The following is an 18,785-nucleotide window of genomic DNA, read 5'->3' as shown; positions in this document are numbered from 1 at the left end:
GGCATGCGCCGACGCAGTCTGGACGTTCTTCAGAGTGTAGAAACACGTGATTTTGACGCGAATACTTGTCAATAAATTGGCTATATTTTTTTGCTATTAACCATATGCCAAACTATTGACCTTCTGAGTGTCATCCTAAACAATCGTCAAGGTAATGTCACATTGATATTCATGCGGCGACCTGTCTAAAAGTGTGTGACCCAGTTCAAGGTTTGAACTTTCCGATATACGGTCATTCCGGTTGCCATCATCCGATGCAGCACCTCGTTTTGCTGTGATTTGGGACAAGAAGTCCTGGGAACCCCTCTATGCGTCCGCAGTTGTTCAAAGCCTTACCCTTCGTACTCGCCGCCAGTTTTGCCCAAGCACAAACCCTGCCTGAAGCCATGCAGAAAGCCCTGGATGTCCATCCGGAAATCCAGGCCGCGGTGAACAGCCGCCTGGCGGCCGACTACCAGCTCAAAGCGGCCAAGGGCGGCTATTTGCCGCGGGTCGATTTGCTGGGCGGCTACGGCCGTGAAGGCACCGACAGCCCGACCACCCGTGCAGGATCGAGCAATCACTGGGAGACGCTGAACCGCAGCGAGTCAAGTTTGCGTCTCCAACAAATGGTTTTTGACGGTTTTGCCACCTCCAGTGAGGTAGGGCGTCAACAAGCCACCGTCAATTCCCGGGCATACTCGTTGCTGGGCACTTCCGAGCGCACCGCGCTGACCGTGGCCCAGGTGTACCTGGATGTACTGACCCGTCGCGAGTTCGTGCGCCTGGCCGAAGACAACATGCGCAATCACGAGCGCATCTACGATCAGATCCAACTGCGCACCCAGCGCGGCGTCGGCAGCCGCGCCGACCTCGACCAGGCGGAAGCGCGCATGGCCCAGGCGCGCAACAACCTGATCACCGAGCAGACCAACCTGGCCGATGCCCAGACCAACTACCTCAGCGCCGTCGGCCAGATGCCGGACCAGCTGGAGCGCCCGGCCGGTTTCATGGCCCTGCTGCCGGCCACCCTCGACGAAGCCCAGCGCCAGATGCTGGAAAACAGCCCGATCCTGCGTTCGGCCGAGTCCGACATCGTCGCCGCCGAGAAGCAGTACGAAGCCGCCAAGTCGACCTTCTACCCGCGCTTCGATGCCGAGCTTGGGCGTACCGCCGACAACAACCTGGACGGGATCAACGGCCACAACAACGAATGGCAGGCCATGCTGCGCATGCGCTTCAACCTGTTCGCCGGCGGCAGCAACAAGGCCGACCTGGAATCCAAGGCCTATCAGTCCAACCAGGCGCTGGATATTCGTAACAACGCCCTGCGTGTTCTGAATGAAGAGCTAGGCTTGGCGTGGAACGCCTTGAACAACGCCAATGCGCAAGTGCCGATCGCCCAGCAATATGTCGATCGCAGCGCCAGCGTGCGTGAGGCGTACCAGAAGCAATTCAGTCTGGGCGAGCGCACGTTGCTCGACTTGCTCGATAGCGAGAATGAACTGTTCACCGCCTCGCGTCGTTTGGCGGAAATCAAGAACATTCAGTTATTTACTCAGTATCGAATCAAGGCGACCATGGGCGAATTGCTCAAGAGCCAGGGAGTGGTCGCCCCCATGGCTTCCGTCGTACAGAACGATGTGAAGCCCAAGGTCCAACTGCCTGGGATGAATTGAGTACATTTCATCCAATAGACAGTTAAAGAGTGCCGAGCGTGGAATCAGAAGTCAGTCGAGTGCAACTTAGCCATGATCCACGCGGCATGCATGACGACCCGCTGCTGGATGCCCTGCTAACCCTGTGCTCCTTGCACCAGAAGCCGGCCAGCGCGGCGATGTTGACCACTGGCTTGCCGTTGCCGTCCCAACGCCTGAGCGCCGAGCTGCTGCCGCGCGCTGCCGCTCGCGCCGGCCTGCAGGGGCGTTTGCTGCGGCGCAAGCTGGAGCAGATTCCCGCCATTGCCATGCCGGCCATGCTGTTGCTCAAGGACGGCCGCAGCGCCGTCCTGCTCGGCTGGCAGGGCGAAGACCGGGCGCGCCTGCTGCTCAGTGAGAGCGACGGCGGCGAGGTCAGCGTCAGTCGCCAGATGCTGGCCGACGATTACAGCGGGCAAGTGTTCTTCGCCCAGCCGCAACACAAATTCGACGTGAACCATGGCTCGCTGATTCCCCGTGCCCGCTCCTGGTTCCGCGACACCTTGAAGCGTTCGCGCTGGCTGTACGCCGACGCCATCGCCGCCAGTCTGCTGATCAACGTCATCGCCATGGCCGCGCCGCTGTTCGTGATGAACGTCTACGACCGCGTGGTCCCCAACCAGGCCGCCGCCACCCTGTGGGTGCTGGCCATCGGCATCACCGGCGCCTACCTGTTCGACCTGATCCTCAAGAGCCTGCGCAGCCTGTGCCTGGACCTGGCCGGCAAGAAGACCGACCTGATCATCTCGGCCACGCTGTTCGAGCGCATCGTCGGCATGGCCATGAAGTACCGGCCGGCGCGGGTCGGCAGCTTTGCCCAGAACATCCACGAGTTCCAGAGCCTGCGCGACTTCCTCGCCTCGCTGACCCTCACCAGCCTGATCGACCTGCCGTTCACCCTGCTGATCTTCCTGGTGATCGCCATCCTCGGCGGGCACCTGGTGTGGATTCCGGTGCTGGCCTTCCCGATTGCCCTGGGTATCGGCTACGCCCTGCAGAAACCGCTGATCGCCACCATGGAAAAAACCATGGCCCTGGGCGCCGAGCGCCAGTCGAGCCTGATCGAAACCCTGGCCGGGCTGGATGCGGTGAAGGTCAACAACGCCGAAAGCGAACGCCAGTACCAGTGGGAGCAGACCATCGGCACCCTGGGCCGTCTCGAGCTGCGGGTGAAGATGCTTTCCAGCCTGGCGATGAACATCACCCTGCTGATCCAGCAGTTGGCCGGGGTGATCATGATCGTCTTCGGCGTGTACCAGATCATCGACGGCAACCTCAGTATGGGCGGGCTGATCGCCTGCTACATGCTCAGCGGCCGCGCCCTCAGCCCGCTGGCCTCGTTGTCTGGCCTGCTGACCCGCTACCAGCAGGCGCGGGTGACCATGACCTCGGTCGACCAGATGATGGAGCTGCCCCAGGAGCGCAACTTCGACGAGCGCCCCCTGAGCCGCAACGTGCTGCAGGGCGCCATCGAATGCCGGCAGCTGAATTTCACCTACCCGGGGCAGCAGAACCCGGCGCTGAAGAACATCAACCTGGTGGTCAAGCCGGGCGAGAAGATCGGCATCATCGGCCGCAGCGGCTCGGGCAAGAGTTCCCTGGCCAAGCTGCTGGTGGGCCTGTATGCCCCGGACTCCGGCGCCTTGCTGGTGGACGGCGTGGACATCCGGCAGATCGACGTCAGCGAATTGCGCCACAACATCGGTTATGTGGCCCAGGACATCCAGCTGCTGGCCGGCACCCTGCGCGACAACCTGACCTCCGGCGCCCGTTACGTCGAAGACGAACTGGTGCTGCAGGCCGCCGAACTGGCCGGCGTCCACGAGTTCGCCCGGCTGCACCCGCAGGGCTACGAGCTGCAGGTCGGCGAGCGTGGGCAGAACCTCTCCGGCGGCCAGCGGCAGAACGTCGCCCTGGCCCGGGCCCTGCTGCTCAACCCACCCATTCTGCTGCTCGACGAACCGACCAGCGCCATGGACAACACTGGTGAAGAACGCTTGAAACAACGCCTGCAAGCCGTGGTGGAAGCCAAGACCGTGGTGCTGGTCACCCACCGTGCCTCGCTGCTGTCGCTGGTGGATCGCCTGCTGGTGATCGACCGCGGGCAGATCCTTGCCGATGGACCGAAAGCGGTCGTGATGGAAGCGTTGAAGAAGGGGCAGATCAGTGTTGCTTAAGTCCGGTTTCAAAGACTCGATCCTGCGCTACTTCAAAGGCACCGAATCGCTGCACGACCAACCCCTGCCGGAGGTCAACAAGGCGCTGATCGAGGATGCGCCGCGGGTTATCCGCCTGACCATCTGGGGCATCATCGGTTTCTTCCTGTTCCTGCTGCTGTGGGCCAACTTCGCGGTGATCGACGAAGTGACCAAGGGCGAGGGCAAGGCGATTCCGTCGTCCAAGGTGCAGAAAATCCAGAACCTGGAAGGCGGTATCGTCTCCGAACTGTTCGTCAAGGAAGGGCAGATAGTCGAGGCCGGCGCGCCGCTGATCCGCCTGGACGACACGCGCTTCAAGTCCAACGTCGGCGAGACCGAGGCCGACCGTCTTTCGATGTTGCTGCGGGTCGAGCGCCTGAGCGCGGAGATCGACAACCGCGAGCTGAACTTCCCGGCCGATGCCCTGGAGGCCGCGCCCGGCCAGGCCGCCAGCGAAAAATCCCTGTATGAAAGCCGTCGCCAGCAATTGCACGATGAAGTCGGCGGCCTGCAGGAACAACTGATCCAGAAGCAGCAGGAACTGCGCGAGTTCACCTCCAAGCAGGCGCAGTACCGCCAGCAACTGGGCCTGCAACGCCAGGAAATCGCCATGTCCGAGCCGCTGGTGGCCCAGGGCGCGGTGTCGCCGGTGGAAGTGCTGCGGCTCAAGCGCGCCGAAGTCGAGACCCGCGGGCAACTGGACGCCACCACCCTGGCGATCCCCCGTGCCGAGTCGGCGATCAAGGAAGTCCAGCGCAAGATCGACGAAACCCGCGGCAAATTCCGCAGCGAAGCCCTGACCCAGCTCAACGAGGCCCGCACCGAACTGAACAAGGCCAGCGCCACCGGCAAGGCCCTGGAAGACCGGGTCAGCCGGACCCTGGTCACCTCGCCGGTGCGCGGTATCGTCAAGCAGCTGATGGTCAACACCATCGGCGGCGTGATCCAGCCGGGCAGCGACATGGTGGAGATCGTGCCGCTGGACGACACCCTGCTGGTGGAAGCGAAGATCCGTCCGCAGGACATCGCCTTCCTGCACCCGGGGCAGGAAGCCGTGGTCAAGTTCACCGCCTATGACTACACCATCTATGGCGGCCTGAAGGCCAAGCTGGAACAGATCGGCGCCGACACCATCACCGACGAAGACAAGAAGACCACCTACTACGTGATCAAGCTGCGCACCGATCGCAGCCACCTGGGCACCGATGAGAAGCCGTTGCTGATCATCCCCGGCATGGTCGCTTCGGTGGACATCATCACCGGCAAGAAAAGCGTGCTCAGCTACCTGCTCAAGCCGATCATCCGCGCCCGCGCCGAGGCGCTGCACGAGCGTTGAGGCTGTAGCCAGGCTGCGTCGACCCTGAGGCGGACGCATCGCAGTGGTTGCAGCGGTGATTCTTAAATCCTATCGCGAGCAAGCTTCGCTCCTACAGAAGCCAACACGGCCNTTGTAGGAGCGAAGCTTGCTCGCGATAGCGCCCGTCCATTCACCGCCATTCCCCCGCCCGAATCGCCATATCGTTATTCGCTAACGGTATTTAAAATTAAGTTCTTATATCTATAAAGTCGACTCCCTGCGTACCTGCCGACCAATCGGCGCGCCGCACGAAATGAACCAACACGGGACCTCCGTGAGTTTCTGATCGACGCGCGCGCCACCGGGCGTGCTCTGCGTGGGAGTGATTTATGTCCGTACTGCCTCCAAGTGCCGCGCCCATCGCCGCACAAGCTTTTGCTATCCGCCCGTTCAGCGGCGCCGTCGGTGCCGAGATCGTCGGCCTGGACCTGGCCAAGCCGGTCAACGACCAGGATTTCGCCCGTATCCACCGCGCGCACCTGGATCATCACGTCGTGGTGTTCCGCGACCAGCGCATCAGCCCCGAACAACAGATCGCCTTCAGCCGCCGGTTCGGCGTGCTGCAGATCCACGTGCTCAAGCAGTTCCTGCTGGCCGGGCACCCGGAAATCCTCATCGTTTCCAACATCATCGAGAACGGCCAGTCCATCGGCCTAGGGGACGCCGGCAAGTTCTGGCACTCCGATCTCTCCTACAAGGAACTGCCGAGCCTGGGCTCGATGCTGCACGCCCAGGAGCTGCCGTCCGAGGGCGGCGACACACTGTTCGCCGACATGCACAAAGCCTGGGACAGCCTGCCCGAAGCGCTGCGCAAGGCGGTCGCAGGCCGCTCCGCCGCCCACTCCTACACCGCGCGCTACAGCGAGACCAAGTTCGAGGGCAACTGGCGCCCGACCCTGACCCCGGAGCAACTGGCCCAGGTCCAGGAAGTGGTGCACCCCGTCGTCCGCACCCACCCGGAAAACGGCCGCAAGGCGCTGTTCGTCAGCGAAGGCTTCACCACCCGGATCGTCGGCCTGCCGGAAGACGAGAGCCGCCAGCTGCTCGCCGAGCTGTACGCCCACAGCGTGCTGCCGGAAAACATCTACCGCCACCAATGGCAGCCCCATGACCTGGTGTTCTGGGACAACCGCTCGCTGATCCACCTGGCCGCCGGTTGCCCCAGCCATCTGCGCCGCAAGCTGTACCGCACCACCATCCAGGGCGACGCCCCTTACTGATCGGCCACCCACGGCAGGAGAAACACCATGTCCCAACCTACTCAACGCCTCCCGCGCCTGGGCAAACTGGCGGCCGCCATCGGCCTGGGCTTCAGCCTGCTGGCCGGCAGCCTGGTCGCGCCGACGGCGGCTCATGCCGAAGGCGAGATCCGCATCGCCGAACAGTTCGGCATCGTCTATCTGCTGCTCAACGTGGTGCGCGACCAGAACCTGATCGAGAAGCACGGCAAGGAAGAAGGCATCGACATCAAGGTCGACTGGACCCAGCTGTCTGGCGGCGCGGCGGTCAACGACGCCTTGCTCTCCGGCTCCATCGACATCGCCGGGGCTGGCGTCGGCCCGCTGCTGACCATCTGGGACCGCACCCACGGCAAGCAGAACGTCAAGGCCGTGGCGTCGCTGGGCAACTTCCCTTACTACCTGGTGAGCAACAATCCCAAGGTCAAGACCATCGCCGACTTCACCGAGAAGGACCGCATCGCGGTGCCGGCGGTGGGGGTTTCCGTGCAGTCGCGCTTCCTGCAGTACGCCGCGGCCAAGCAGTGGGGCGACAAGGAATTCAATCGCCTGGACAAGTACACCATCGCCGTTCCGCACCCGGACGCCACGGCGGCGCTGATCGCCGGCGGCACCGAGCTGACCGGGCACTTCTCCAACCCGCCGTTCCAGGACCAGGCGTTGGCCAACCCGAATGTGCACGTGGTGCTCAACACCTACGACCTGCTGGGCCCGAACTCGCCGACCGTGCTGTTCGCCACCGAGAAATTCCGTACCGAGAACCCGAAAACCTACAAGGCCTTCGTCGAGGCGCTGGCCGAGGCCGCCGACTTCGCCCAGAAGGACAAGGGCGCGGCGGCGGATACCTACATCCGCGTGACCAAGGCCAAGATCGACCGCGAGGCCTTGCTGAAGATCATCGACAACCCGCAGTTCGAATTCACCGTCACCCCGAAAAACACCTACCCGCTGGCTGAGTTCCTCTACCGCGTGGGCGCGATCAAGAACAAGCCGCAATCGTGGAAGGACTACTTCTTCCAGGACACCACCCCGCTGCAAGGGAGCTGATCGCCATGAACGCCCCCTTGCCAGGCCACACGGCCAGCAACCCGACCGCGGCGGCGCAGGCGCTGCTGGCGGTCGACCAGGTCAGCCTGGAATACCGCACCCCGCAGCGCGTGGTGCGGGCCACCCACCAGGTCAGTTTCGAAATCGATCCCGCCGACCGTTTCGTCCTGCTCGGGCCCTCGGGCTGCGGCAAGTCGACCCTGCTCAAGGCGGTCGCCGGCTTCATCCAGCCCTGCGAGGGCGAGATTCGCCTGCAAGGACAGCGGGTCAGCCAGCCGGGGCCGGACCGGATCGTGGTGTTCCAGGAGTTCGACCAACTGCCGCCGTGGAAAACCGTCAAACAGAACGTGATGTTCCCGCTGCTGGCGTCGAACAGCCTCAACCGCCGCGAGGCCGAGGAGCGCGCGCTGCACTACCTGGACAAGGTCGGCCTGGCGGCGTTTGCCGACGCCTACCCGCACACCCTGTCCGGCGGCATGAAGGCGCGGGTGGCCATCGCCCGGGCCCTGGCGATGCAGCCGAAGATCCTGCTGATGGACGAACCCTTCGCCGCCCTCGACGCCCTGACTCGGCGCAAGATGCAGGAGGAGTTGCTGCTGCTCTGGGAGGAGGTGCGCTTCACCCTGCTGTTCGTCACCCATTCCATCGAGGAGGCGCTGGTGGTGGGCAACCGCATCCTGCTGCTGTCGCCCCATCCGGGGCGGGTGCGGGCGGAAATCCACAGCCATCAGTACGACCTGCAAAGCCTCGGCGGCGTGGCGTTCCAGCAGACGGCGCGGCGTATCCACCGGCTGCTGTTCGACGAAGGCCAGTCGCCGGAAACCGAGCGCGAGCTGGATTTCACCGATATCCGTATCGCTTATTGAGCCTTGAAGAGGAACGCCCGATGAGCCATTCATCACCTGTTCGCCAGGAATACGAAGTTGCCCTCGAACCCTTGCTGGCGGTGCCGCTGGAGCGTGAATTGCCGCTGGGCCAGCGCCTGTGGCAGCAAGGCTGGCTGCGCAAGAGCCTGATCCTGATTGTGCTGGCGCTGCTCTGGGAGGCCGTGGCCCGCTACCAGAACAACGACCTGTTGCTGCCGAGCTTCCTGCAGACCGCCATTGCGCTGTACCACGGCCTGCTCAGCGGCGAGCTGCTGGGCAAGGTCGGCATTTCCCTGGTCGTGCTGCTCAAGGGCTACCTGATCGGCATTGTCCTGGCTTTTGCCCTGACCACCCTGGCGGTGTCGACCCAGGTGGGCCGCGACCTGCTGAGCACCCTGACCTCGATGTTCAACCCGTTGCCGGCCATCGCCCTGTTGCCGCTGGCCCTGCTGTGGTTCGGCCTGGGGGAGAACAGCCTGATCTTCGTGCTGGTGCATTCGGTGCTCTGGGCCCTGGCCCTGAACACCTACGCCGGCTTTCTCGGGGTTTCCGAAACCCTGCGCATGGCCGGGCGCAACTACGGGCTCAAGGGCATGCGCTTCGTGCTGTTCATCCTGATCCCGGCGGCGCTGCCGTCGATCCTCGCCGGCCTGAAAATCGGCTGGGCCTTCGCCTGGCGCACCCTGATCGCCGCCGAACTGGTGTTCGGCGCCACCAGCGGCAAGGGTGGCCTGGGCTGGTACATCTTCCAGAACCGCAACGAGCTGTACACCGACAAGGTCTTCGCCGGCCTGGCGGTGGTGATCCTGATCGGCCTGCTGGTGGAGAACCTGGTGTTCGACACCCTGGAGCGGGTCACCGTGAAACGCTGGGGCATGCAGCGCTGAGCCCGTAGCCGCTGCCGAGCCCGCGAGGCTGCGATCGGCACCGCAGGGGCCGCAAAACCTGACAGCGCATTTTGCCTGGCACACCGCGTGCGCAGGTCTGGCGAGGACTTCGTCCTCGATCGCAGGCTGCGCCAGCGGCTACGAACGAAATCTGCGACCGGATTAAATTTGTAGCCGCTGCCGAGCCCGCGAGGCTGCGATCGACGGCGCAGCCGGCGCAAAACCTGACAGCGCATTTTGCCTGGCACACCGCATGTGCAGGCCTGGCGAGGACTTCGTCCTCGATCGCAGCCTGCGGCAGCGGCTACAGAGAGTGGTGTCCCTGACTGAAATGACCCTGCTAGCATTGCGCCTGACTCATTCCCGATCAGCCACGAGTGCTCAGCATGCAACTCCCGGACATGAACCTTCTGGTCGCCCTCGACGCCCTGCTCGACGAGGGCAGCGTGGTCGGCGCGGCCCGGCGCATGAACCTCAGCCCGGCGGCCATGAGCCGGACCCTCACGCGTATCCGCGAGGCGCTGGGCGACCCGATCCTGGTGCGCGCCGGCCGCGGCCTGGTGCCCACGCCCAAGGCCCTGGAACTGCGCGGCCAGGTACGCGACCTGGTGGAGCAGGCGGCGCTGGTGTTCCGCTCCGGCGATCAGGTCGACCTGAGCACCCTGCGCCGGCGCTTCAATGTGCGCGCCAACGACTTCTTCGTCGGCGTCTATGGCGGCCGCCTGATCGACACCCTGGAGCGCCAGGCGCCCCATTGCGAACTGCGTTTTGTCCCCGAGGGCGATGGCGACGACGAGGCCCTGCGCGAAGGGCGGATCGACCTGCGGATCAGCAACACCCGGCCGCTGACCCCGGAAGTGAAGGTGCAGAACCTGTTCTCCACCACCTTCGTCGGCCTGGTGCGCGAGCATCATCCGTTGCTCGACGAGGAGATCACCGCCGAGCGTTTTGCTGCCTTCCCGCACATCAGCATGTCCCGGCGCGGCATTGCCCGCGGGCCGATCGATGTGGCGCTCGGCGACCTGGGCCTGGAACGCCGGGTGCCGCTGATCGCGCCGAGCTTCCATGCCGCGATGTTCATGCTGCCGGATTCGGACCTGATCCTGCCGGTGCCCAAGGAAACCCTGCTCAGCGTGTCGCGCCTGGGCCTGCACCTGCGTTCCTTCGTCTTGCCGATTCCCCTGCCGACCCTGGTGCTGACCCAGGCCTGGCACCCGCGCTATGACAAGGACCCGGCGCACAAATGGTTTCGCGAGACCCTGCGCGCCTCCTGCAACGAAACCTGGCGCGCCGCCCAGCCCTGACGTCATCTTCTGTAGGAGCGAGGCNATTTGCCTGAGGCACCGCGTTATCGTTCATCGCGGGCAAGCCTCGCTCCTACAGGTCATCCAATCGTTGTGTCTGATGCACTTATAAGCTGTCGATAAGTCAGTTTTCGTCAGCTGTCGGGCTTTTTAAACTGCTTCGGTATTTCTATCGGAGTCCTTCCCTTCATGAGTTCCCTCGCCGTGGCTGTGCCGGCGCCCGTTGAAGTGGCCAGCAAACCGGCAGCTGTCAGCCCCGCGGTCTTCGGCCCGCGAATCATCATCGGCCTGCTCGGCGTATTGCTGGCGGTGCTGGTGTCGGGCCTCAACGAGATGGTGACCAAGATCGCCCTGGCCGATATCCGTGGCGCCCTGGCCATCGGCTACGACGAAGGCACCTGGCTGGTGGCCAGCTACACCGCCACCTCGGTGGCGGCCATGGCCTTCGCGCCCTGGTGTTCGGTGACCTTCTCGCTGCGCCGTTTCACCCTCTGTGCCATTGCCCTGTTCACCCTGCTGGGCGTGCTCTGTCCGTTCGCCCCGAACTACCAAAGCCTGTTGCTGCTGCGTACCGTGCAGGGCCTGGCCGGCGGTGCGTTGCCGCCGATGCTGATGACCGTGGCCCTGCGGTTCCTGCCGGCCAACGTCAAGCTCTACGGCCTGGCCGGCTACGCCCTGACCGCCACCTTCGGCCCGAGCCTGGGCACGCCGCTGGCCGCCCTGTGGACCGAATATGTCGGCTGGCAGTGGGCGTTCTGGCAGGTGGTGGCGCCCTGCTTGCTGGCGATGCTCGCGGTGGCCTACGGCCTGCCCCAGGACCCGCTGCGCCTGGAGCGCCTCAAGGCCTTCAACTGGCGCGGCCTGCTGCTGGGGTTTCCGGCGATCTGCATGCTGGTGATCGGCATCCTGCAGGGCAACCGCCTGGACTGGTTCGGCTCGCCGCTGATCTGCCTTCTGCTGGGCGGGGGCGGGTTGTTGCTGGTGCTGTTTTTGATCAACGAATGGTCGCAGCCGATCCCGTTCTTCAAGTTGCAGATGCTCGGCATCCGCAACCTGTCGTTCGCCCTGCTGACCCTGGCCGGGGTGCTGGTGGTGCTGACCGCGGTGATCATCATTCCTTCCAGTTTCCTGGCCCAGGTCCAGGGCTACCGGCCGTTGCAGACCGCTCCGGTGATGCTGGTGATGGCCCTGCCGCAACTGATCGCGCTGCCGCTGGTAGCGGCCCTGTGCAACCTGCGCTGGGTCGATTGCCGCTGGGTGCTGGGCATCGGCCTGACGATGCTGGTGCTGTCGTGCCTGGGCGGAACGCAGCTGACCTCGGCGTGGATCCGCGACGATTTCTACGTGCTGCAACTGCTGCAGATCTTCGGCCAGCCGATGGCGGTGCTGCCGCTGCTGATGCTCTCCACCGGCAGTATCCAGCCGATCGAGGGGCCGTTCGCGTCCGCCTGGTTCAACACCGTGAAGGGCCTGGCGGCGGTGATCGCCACCGGCGTGCTGGATGCCCTGACCACCCACCGCCTGCACTTTCACTCGACCATGCTGGTGGACAGCCTCGGCAACTCGCCGCTGAGCGCCATCGACGCCGGCAACCTCGCCCAGCGCCTGCACCGCCAGGCCGTGGTGCTGACCTCCACCGACCTCTACTACGTCATGGCTGGCGTGGCGGCGGCCCTGATCCTGCTGATTTTCTGGCTGCCGACGCGGATCTATCCGCCACGCGCGCCGACTTGAACGTTCACTGAGACAGAAGGTTTTTATGACGATCCATATCAAACACAAAATCGCCGTCAGCGTGGCGGCGGTCGCGGTCCTTGGCGTGCTGGTGTATCTGGTCACCGGCAAGGCCACCGAGCAGACCACCAACGACGCCTTCGTGAGCGCCGACTACACCCTGGTGGCGCCGCGCGTGGCGGGTTTCATCAAGGAAGTGCTGGTGGAAGACAACCAGCGGGTCAAGGCCGGCCAGTTGCTGGCGTTGATCGACGATCGCGACCTGCGCGCCGCGGCCCAGGCGGCAGACGCCGAAACCCTGGTGGCCAAGGCGCAGCTGCAGAACGCCCGCGCCACCCTCGACCGGCAAAGCTCGGTGATCGCCCAGGCCCAGGCCTCGGTGGTGGCCGCGCGGGCGGAAATGGCCTTCGCCGAACATGAACTGAACCGCTACAACCACCTGGCCGGGGTCGGCGCCGGTACGGTGCAGAATGCCCAGCAGGCCAGGACCCGCATCGACCAGGCCAGCGCGCGGCTGGCCACGGCCACGGCGGCGCTGGCGGCGGAACGCAAGCAGGTGGAGATCCTCACCGCCCAGCGCGATGCCGCCGAGGGCGGCCTGAAGCGCTCCCAGGCGGCCCTGGAGATGGCCAGCTATGAGCTGTCCTACACGCGCATCGTCGCGCCGGTGGATGGCATGGTCGGCGAACGCGCGGTACGGGTCGGCGCCTATGTCACGCCGGGCAGCAAGATCCTCGCCGTGGTGCCGCTGGAGCAGGCCTATGTGGTGGCCAACTTCCAGGAAACCCAGTTGGCCCGCATGCACCCCGGGCAGCCGGTCGAGGTGCGGGTCGACAGCCTGGACGGCGAAACCCTGCGCGGTCGGGTCGAGAGTCTGGCGCCGGCCACCGGGGTGACCTTTGCCGCAGTCAAACCGGACAACGCCACCGGCAACTTCACCAAGGTGGTGCAGCGCATTCCGGTGAAGATCCTGCTGGAGCCCGGCCAGCCCATGGCCGAGCGCCTGCGGGTCGGGATGTCGGTGGAAGCGAGCGTCGATACCCTGGGCAAGGCCAGCTCCGTGCGTGAGGTGGCGAAGCGATGAGTCGTCTGCTCCAGCCGGTATTCGCCCTGAGCCTGTTGTCCCTGGCCGCCTGCACTGTCGGCCCGGATTTCCAGCGCCCCGAAGGGCCGCGGGTCGAGGCCTGGGCCACTCCGCAAAAGGCCGCGCCGAGCCAGGTGGTGACCAGCCCCCTGGACGAGCGCTGGTGGGATGTATTCAAGGATCCGCAACTGTCGGCCCTGAGCCGGCGCGTGCTGACCGACAACCTCGATCTGCAACTGGCCACCAGCCGCCTGCAACAGAGTCGCGCGGCCCGTCAGGTGATCACTGCCGAGCGTTATCCGAGCAGCAGCGCCAGCGGCGGCTATGCGCGTAAACGCAACAGCGGCGAAGGCTTGAGCGATCCGTCGGGGCACGAGGGCAAGTCCGCCTTCAACCTGTGGGACGCCGGCTTCTCGGCTTCCTGGGAACTGGATTTCTGGGGCCGCGTGCGGCGTGAAACCGAGGCCGCCGACGCGACCCTGGAAGTCGCGGAAAACGACCGGCGCGGGGTGCTGCTGTCGGTGCTGGCCGAGACCGCCCAGGACTACATCCAGCTGCGCGGCGTACAGAGCACCCGGGCGGTGACCGAGCAGAACCTCGACGTCGCCCGCCACAGCCTCAAGCTTTCGCAACTGCGCCTGGCCGACGGTGTGGCCACCGACCTGGACGTCGCCGAAGCCGCCGCGCAAGTAGCGACCATCGAGTCGCAACTGCCGGCCTTGCAGCAGCGCCAGGCGCAACTGATCAACGCCCTGAGCCTGCTGATGGGCGAGCCGCCCCAGGCCCTGCACGCCGAACTGGCGGCGGACGGGCCTGTGCCGCAAACCCCGCGTCAGGTCGCCATCGGCCTGCCGTCGCAACTGGCCGAACGCCGCCCGGACATCCGCCAGGCCGAAGCTCGCCTGCATGCCGCCACCGCCAGCATCGGCGTGGCCAAGGGCGACTTTTATCCGCGCATTACCCTGTCGGGCAACTTCGGCTCCCAGGCCATGCAGCTGTCGGACTTCGGCTCCTGGGGCTCGCGCCAGTTCGGTATCGGCCCGCAGTTCAGCCTGCCGCTGTTCGACGGCGGCCGCCTGCGCGGCGTGCTGCATCTGCGCGAAGCCCAGCAGCAGGAAGCGGCCGTCGCCTACCAGCAGACCGTGCTGCGCGCCTGGCATGAAATCGACGATCAGCTGACCCGCTACAACAGCAGCCAGCTGCGCCGCGACAGCCTCGCCGAAGCCGTGCGGCAGAACCAGATCGCCCTGCGCACCGCGCAACAGCAATACGTCGAAGGCGTGGTGGACTTTGTCAACGTCCTCACCGTTCAGGGCGCCCTGCTCGCCACACAGGAACAACTGGTGGAAAGCTCGACCGGCGTTTCCCTGGCCATGGTCGGCCTGTACAAGGCGCTGGGTGGCGGCTGGGAGTCGGTGTATCCGTTGGCGGCTGCACGGCCTTGAGCCGCCTCACCAATACCCTGGCTTGATGGCCGGCGCCTTGTGCGTCGGTACGCGCTCCGGAAACTGGTGCCGCTGCAACTCATCGCCAGTGACGACCCGCCGCATCCAGTGCGCACAGGCCTTCAGCGAGCCCGGCGCGGGGCGTTTGAATTCAGGTCGGTGAGGCAGGATCACGCCTAGCGTCAGCTGTGGGAAGTCCGTGCGTATGGCTTTCAGCGCCGGGGTCATGTCGGTATCGCCAGAGACCAGCACCAGTTGTTCGATTGGCGGGCCGTTGGTGGCGCAAGCCTGCCTGGCCGCAAGGCGATACATGCTGATCGCGATATGCACGTCGGTTTCTTTTTCTTCGAGTTTCCAGATATCGACTTTGTCCTGCCGCGAAGCGCCGGTCTTTTTGTCGATGAAGCGTGGGGCCCTGGCGGGTTCGAGCTGGTGCCGCCCGAAATGCACGGTGACATTGGCGGCCTTCAGGGCACGGACATAAGTGTCCTGGGCCTCCTTGGAAAGTCGGCCACGGGTAGCGAGTTCGGGTTTTACCGAGGAGGTGAAGTAGTCCACCGAAACCAGCTCGCTGGCCGGGTTCTCGACGTGGGCGATATGCGCGAGCAACTGCGGCAGGTCCAGCCACTTGTACGGCGTACCGGCCAACAGCCCGTAGAACAGGTTGTAGCCGTCAACGAAGAAGGCGGTGCGCACAATTCCAATCCCTGGAAACGAAAAAACCGGCCTGGGCCGGTTTTTTCACCCCAACGGCCAGTGAACTTAATCGCTGCGTACGGGGTTGAGTTGTGGGGCCGATCCTAAGTTCGAGTGGTCGACTTCGTCAACCGTCCTCCGACTTAAGGTATCGACTTGCGATAGGTTCCGAACCTGTGCCAGCTGTTTTGCCTGTGCGGACCCAGAGCGTCAAGGGTGCGGCGGGTACGGATCTGTTAGGGCGTGTTGCGCTTGCTACTGCCCTGCGATGGATTCTGCAAAAACACCACATACCCCCTGAACCACGGGCTGTCTTTCAGATAGTCCGGTTCCTGCCATTCGCCGCCCTGGATCAAGCCCACCTTGTACGGCAGGCCCATGCGGTCGAGGCGGGGCAGGTAGGCGGCGTAGTTGGGAATGCTGTGGCGGCCCTGGTAGGTCTGCACCACCACTTCGTCGACGACGCCCTTGAGCCCGGCGATGGCCTCGGGGTTGGCGTTGCTGCTCCAGTCCATCAGGCCGGTGATGCTCAGGCGGTACTGCGCAGGCAGGCGCTGGCGCAGGTCGCGCAGGAAGCTGGTGTACTCGTCGAGGTAGCGGGTGCGGGCGTCGAAGTCGATCTGGATGCCGACCACCGGGTTGCCGGCCTGCTGCCAGCGTTGCACCTGGCCCAGTAGTTGGCTGTAGACCGGCTCCGGCCAGTGCAGGGTGTGGGCGCGGTAGACCACCCAGACCTCGCCCTGGCGCAGCCGTGGAATGGCCATGCCTTGGGCGATGAAGTGCACGTTGCCGCTCGGGTCGCGACGCGAGCGGCTGATCTGTCCTTGCAGGATGTACAGGGTCTTGGCCTGGTTCAGCACCGGCTGCGGGGCGACGCCGCTCCACAGCCAGAAGGCCTGGTGGTCGCGGGCGTCGACCGCCGCCTGGGCACTGCCGGTCAGCAGCAGCCAGACCGGCAGCAGGCATTTCCAGAAACCGCTCATGCTTACCAGTAGTACTGCAGCGACTTGCCCCACTGGGTGTCGGCGAAGGTGCCTTTCAACTGGCGGAACCAGGCCTTGCGCACCGCCGGTTCGACTTCCTTGCCGCCACAGCTGTTGTAGCCCGAGGGCGCATAGCAGTTGATGGCGCGGTACAGGGCGTAGGCGCGGTCGTTGCGCGGCGCCTTGGTGTTGGTGATCACCTGTTTGTAGCCGTCGAGGCGGGAGAAGAGCTCGCCCTTGAAGGCCGATTCCGTGCCGCCCAGGGAGCGCTTGTCGGGCTGGCTGTCCAGCGGCATGCCGTCCAGGCCGTTGCGCAGGATGAACTCACCGAAGCAGTTCAGGCCTTGCGGGTTTTTCCCATCCTTCTCCAGGGCTGCCGCGGTTTCCACGATGCTCGGGCAGGCGTAGCCGGACTCGGCCTTGTCGCCACTCCACTGGAACAACTTGAGCGACTGGCCCTGGCTGTAGACGTAACCCAGGCTGTAGCCGAGTTTGTCGTCAGGGGCGCTGGCCGGCAGTTGCTTGAGGTCGCTGGCGAAGGCCGCGTACTGGCTGCGCAGCAGGTCCTTGTAGAGCAGCACGAATTGCGCGGTGTTGCGCTCCACCGGGTCGGCGGCCTGGCTGATCTGCTGGCGCAGCAGCGTGGCATCGGCCACGTTACGCAGCAAGGTGAAACGCACCTGCGGGCTTTTGATCGGCGAGTCGGCGGCGAATACCTTGGCCAGTTGCTGGTTGCGTTCGTAGTTCATGGCCAGGGCCAGCTCCAGCTGTTCCCGTTGCAGCGGTTGCTTGGCCAGGGGTAGCAGTTGTAGCCACAGGGCCTGGGCGGCCGGGCCGTTGTTCTGCGCTTCCAGGGCCAGGCCGCGCAGGGTCTGCTGGCTGAAGGCGAGGTAGTTGAGGTTGGTGGGCAGCTCGCTGGGCAGGAGTTTCAGCGCGGCGTCCGGGTTGTTATCGACATACAGGGCGAAAGCCGCCAGCAGGTAGTCGTGCAGCGCCGGTTGCTCGGCGAAGACCGCCTTCTGTTGCTGCAAGGCCTCGCGGGTCAGCCGGCCTTCGGCTTGCTCGCGCATCCACATCAGGTCGTTGACCGCCAGCAGCAGGGGCGTGCTGACCGGGTTGCGGTTGACCATCAGCAGCTTGGTGTCGACTTCTTCCACCAGATCGTTCAGCGACAGGTTGCGCTGCTCGTCCTTGGCCTGGGTCATCTGCCAGGCGTAGTCGGCGGCCAGCTTGTCCGGATTGCCGTCCAGCCAGTGCACCCGGCGCAGCAGGCCCTTGGCCGACGCGGCGTAGGCGCCCTGTGGGTAAGTTTGCAGGTAGCTGTCGAAGCCGGCTTCGGCCTGTTGCAGCACGGACTTATCCACATGCTCGAGCGCGGGCATGCCGTATTCGTCGAAGGCGTTTTGCTGGGCGCTGTTGAGGGCGGTGCGGGCGTTCATGTACAGCGCGGTTTCTTTCAGCCAGGCATTCGGGCTGTCCTTGAGCGTGGCGAAAGCCGCGCCGGCCTCGCTGAAGCGGCCGCTGTAGAAGTCGCCAGCGGCCTGTAGATAAGTGGCGAAACCCTTGCCCAGCGGGGTCTGCAGATTGGCCGGCAGCAGGCTGGCCAGTTGCGGGCTGTCCCAGTTGCAGGCGGCGAGCAGCTTGACCCGGCTTTGCGCCAGTGCCTGGCGCTCGCTGGCGGGCAGGTCGGCGGCGATCAGTTGGTCGACAAACACCTGGGCGCTGGCGTCCGAGTTGCTGCGGCAGCGGCTGCCTTCGCCGGACAGAAACGCATCGCCGGCCGCCTGAGGGGCTTCGCGCACCACCTGCAAGGCTTCCAGGCGGCCGTTGAGGTCAGTGTCGGCGCTGGCTGCCTTGGCATCCGCCGCTTCGGGGCTGGGCGCCGGGTCCAGGCGAGATACCGAAAACGGCACCGGGCCATAACCTTCGGCCAGGTCGTCGGCGTCCAGCGCTTTCGGGGTCAGGGGCAAGGCGCCGCTGTCGGCCAGCAGCAGCCGCAGGTTCACCCGGCTGTCGTTGCCCGGGTTGAGAAACGGCAGGCTGCTGCAGCTTTCGAGGTTGTTTTTGACCAGGGTCCAGTGCGGGTAACAGGAATCGTCGGAGCTGGCCTGGGCCTGATTGCAGAGGAGGGCGCCGAGCGCCAGTGTCAAAGACGACAAAAGACCGATACGCATGAATTGTCCTTAATCCGAAACCATGGGAGCCGAAGGCCCAAGTGTGGCGCAAATCATACAGAAGGCGCTCGCCGGCATCTAAAATACCCACACGAC

General features: G+C 64.8%; 14 protein-coding genes. 11 read left to right on the top strand and 3 right to left on the bottom strand.

Translation table 11 applies throughout. From position 1 onward, the window contains the following. The first annotated feature begins 308 nt into the window (after positions 1-308). The 11 genes from ACTJKT_RS26100 (at position 309) to ACTJKT_RS26050 (ending at position 14,836) form a co-directional block, all read left to right on the top strand. Positions 309-1,658 (top strand): TolC family outer membrane protein, encoded by a 1,350-nt coding sequence (locus ACTJKT_RS26100; protein WP_440789108.1) that lies wholly within the window; start codon positions 309-311, stop codon positions 1,656-1,658. Between the two features lie 38 nt (positions 1,659-1,696). Beyond that, complete coding sequence (locus ACTJKT_RS26095) at positions 1,697-3,853, top strand: type I secretion system permease/ATPase (RefSeq protein ID WP_440789107.1); 2,157 nt, start codon at positions 1,697-1,699, stop codon at positions 3,851-3,853. After that, positions 3,843-5,210, top strand: a complete 1,368-nt coding sequence (locus tag ACTJKT_RS26090; protein ID WP_169915683.1) for an HlyD family type I secretion periplasmic adaptor subunit — start codon at positions 3,843-3,845, stop codon at positions 5,208-5,210. Before ACTJKT_RS26095 ends, ACTJKT_RS26090 begins: the two co-directional genes overlap by 11 nt. A 350-nt stretch (positions 5,211-5,560) precedes the next feature. Then, positions 5,561-6,451, top strand: a complete 891-nt coding sequence (locus tag ACTJKT_RS26085) for a TauD/TfdA dioxygenase family protein (protein WP_440789106.1) — start codon at positions 5,561-5,563, stop codon at positions 6,449-6,451. A gap of 27 nt (positions 6,452-6,478) precedes the next feature. After that, the gene (locus ACTJKT_RS26080) at positions 6,479-7,516 is read left to right on the top strand and encodes an ABC transporter substrate-binding protein (RefSeq protein ID WP_440789105.1); all 1,038 of its coding nucleotides are present in this window, start codon (positions 6,479-6,481) and stop codon (positions 7,514-7,516) included. A 5-nt stretch (positions 7,517-7,521) separates the two neighbouring features. Then, positions 7,522-8,382 carry an ABC transporter ATP-binding protein gene (locus tag ACTJKT_RS26075; protein WP_440789104.1) on the top strand — a complete coding sequence of 287 codons (861 nt, stop codon included), beginning with the start codon at positions 7,522-7,524 and terminating at the stop codon, positions 8,380-8,382. 20 nt (positions 8,383-8,402) lie between these two features. Continuing rightward, complete coding sequence (locus ACTJKT_RS26070; RefSeq protein ID WP_440789103.1) at positions 8,403-9,269, top strand: ABC transporter permease; 867 nt, start codon at positions 8,403-8,405, stop codon at positions 9,267-9,269. A gap of 386 nt (positions 9,270-9,655) precedes the next feature. Beyond that, entirely contained in the window at positions 9,656-10,573 is a 918-nt protein-coding gene (locus ACTJKT_RS26065) for a LysR family transcriptional regulator (protein ID WP_025808567.1), read from the top strand. A 189-nt stretch (positions 10,574-10,762) separates the two neighbouring features. Beyond that, positions 10,763-12,307, top strand: a complete 1,545-nt coding sequence (locus ACTJKT_RS26060; RefSeq protein ID WP_440789102.1) for an MFS transporter — start codon at positions 10,763-10,765, stop codon at positions 12,305-12,307. Positions 12,308-12,332: 25 nt separating this feature from the next. Further along, positions 12,333-13,391, top strand: a complete 1,059-nt coding sequence (locus ACTJKT_RS26055) for an HlyD family secretion protein (protein ID WP_097306281.1) — start codon at positions 12,333-12,335, stop codon at positions 13,389-13,391. Further along, positions 13,388-14,836: an efflux transporter outer membrane subunit gene (locus ACTJKT_RS26050; protein WP_440789101.1), complete on the top strand. Its 1,449-nt coding sequence runs from the start codon at positions 13,388-13,390 to the stop codon at positions 14,834-14,836. The genes ACTJKT_RS26055 and ACTJKT_RS26050 overlap by 4 nt, the downstream gene beginning before the upstream one ends. Positions 14,837-14,842: 6 nt before the next feature. Here ACTJKT_RS26050 and ACTJKT_RS26045 read toward each other — a convergent pair whose 3' ends face one another. From ACTJKT_RS26045 to ACTJKT_RS26035, 3 genes are all read right to left on the bottom strand, one after another. Then, positions 14,843-15,532 carry an NYN domain-containing protein gene (locus ACTJKT_RS26045; protein WP_440789100.1) on the bottom strand — a complete coding sequence of 230 codons (690 nt, stop codon included), beginning with the start codon at positions 15,530-15,532 and terminating at the stop codon, positions 14,843-14,845. Between the two features lie 236 nt (positions 15,533-15,768). Further along, positions 15,769-16,515, bottom strand: a complete 747-nt coding sequence (locus ACTJKT_RS26040; RefSeq protein ID WP_440789099.1) for a DUF3142 domain-containing protein — start codon at positions 16,513-16,515, stop codon at positions 15,769-15,771. 2 nt (positions 16,516-16,517) lie between these two features. Further along, positions 16,518-18,689, bottom strand: coding sequence for an outer membrane assembly lipoprotein YfiO (locus ACTJKT_RS26035; RefSeq protein ID WP_440789098.1), 2,172 nt, complete (start codon positions 18,687-18,689; stop codon positions 16,518-16,520). Positions 18,690-18,785 lie beyond the last annotated feature (96 nt).

It is taken from the genome of Pseudomonas sp. 22526 (assembly GCF_052044735.1).
GTDB classification, from domain to species: domain Bacteria; phylum Pseudomonadota; class Gammaproteobacteria; order Pseudomonadales; family Pseudomonadaceae; genus Aquipseudomonas; species Aquipseudomonas piscium.
This window is presented reverse-complemented; position numbering and strand designations above follow the sequence as displayed.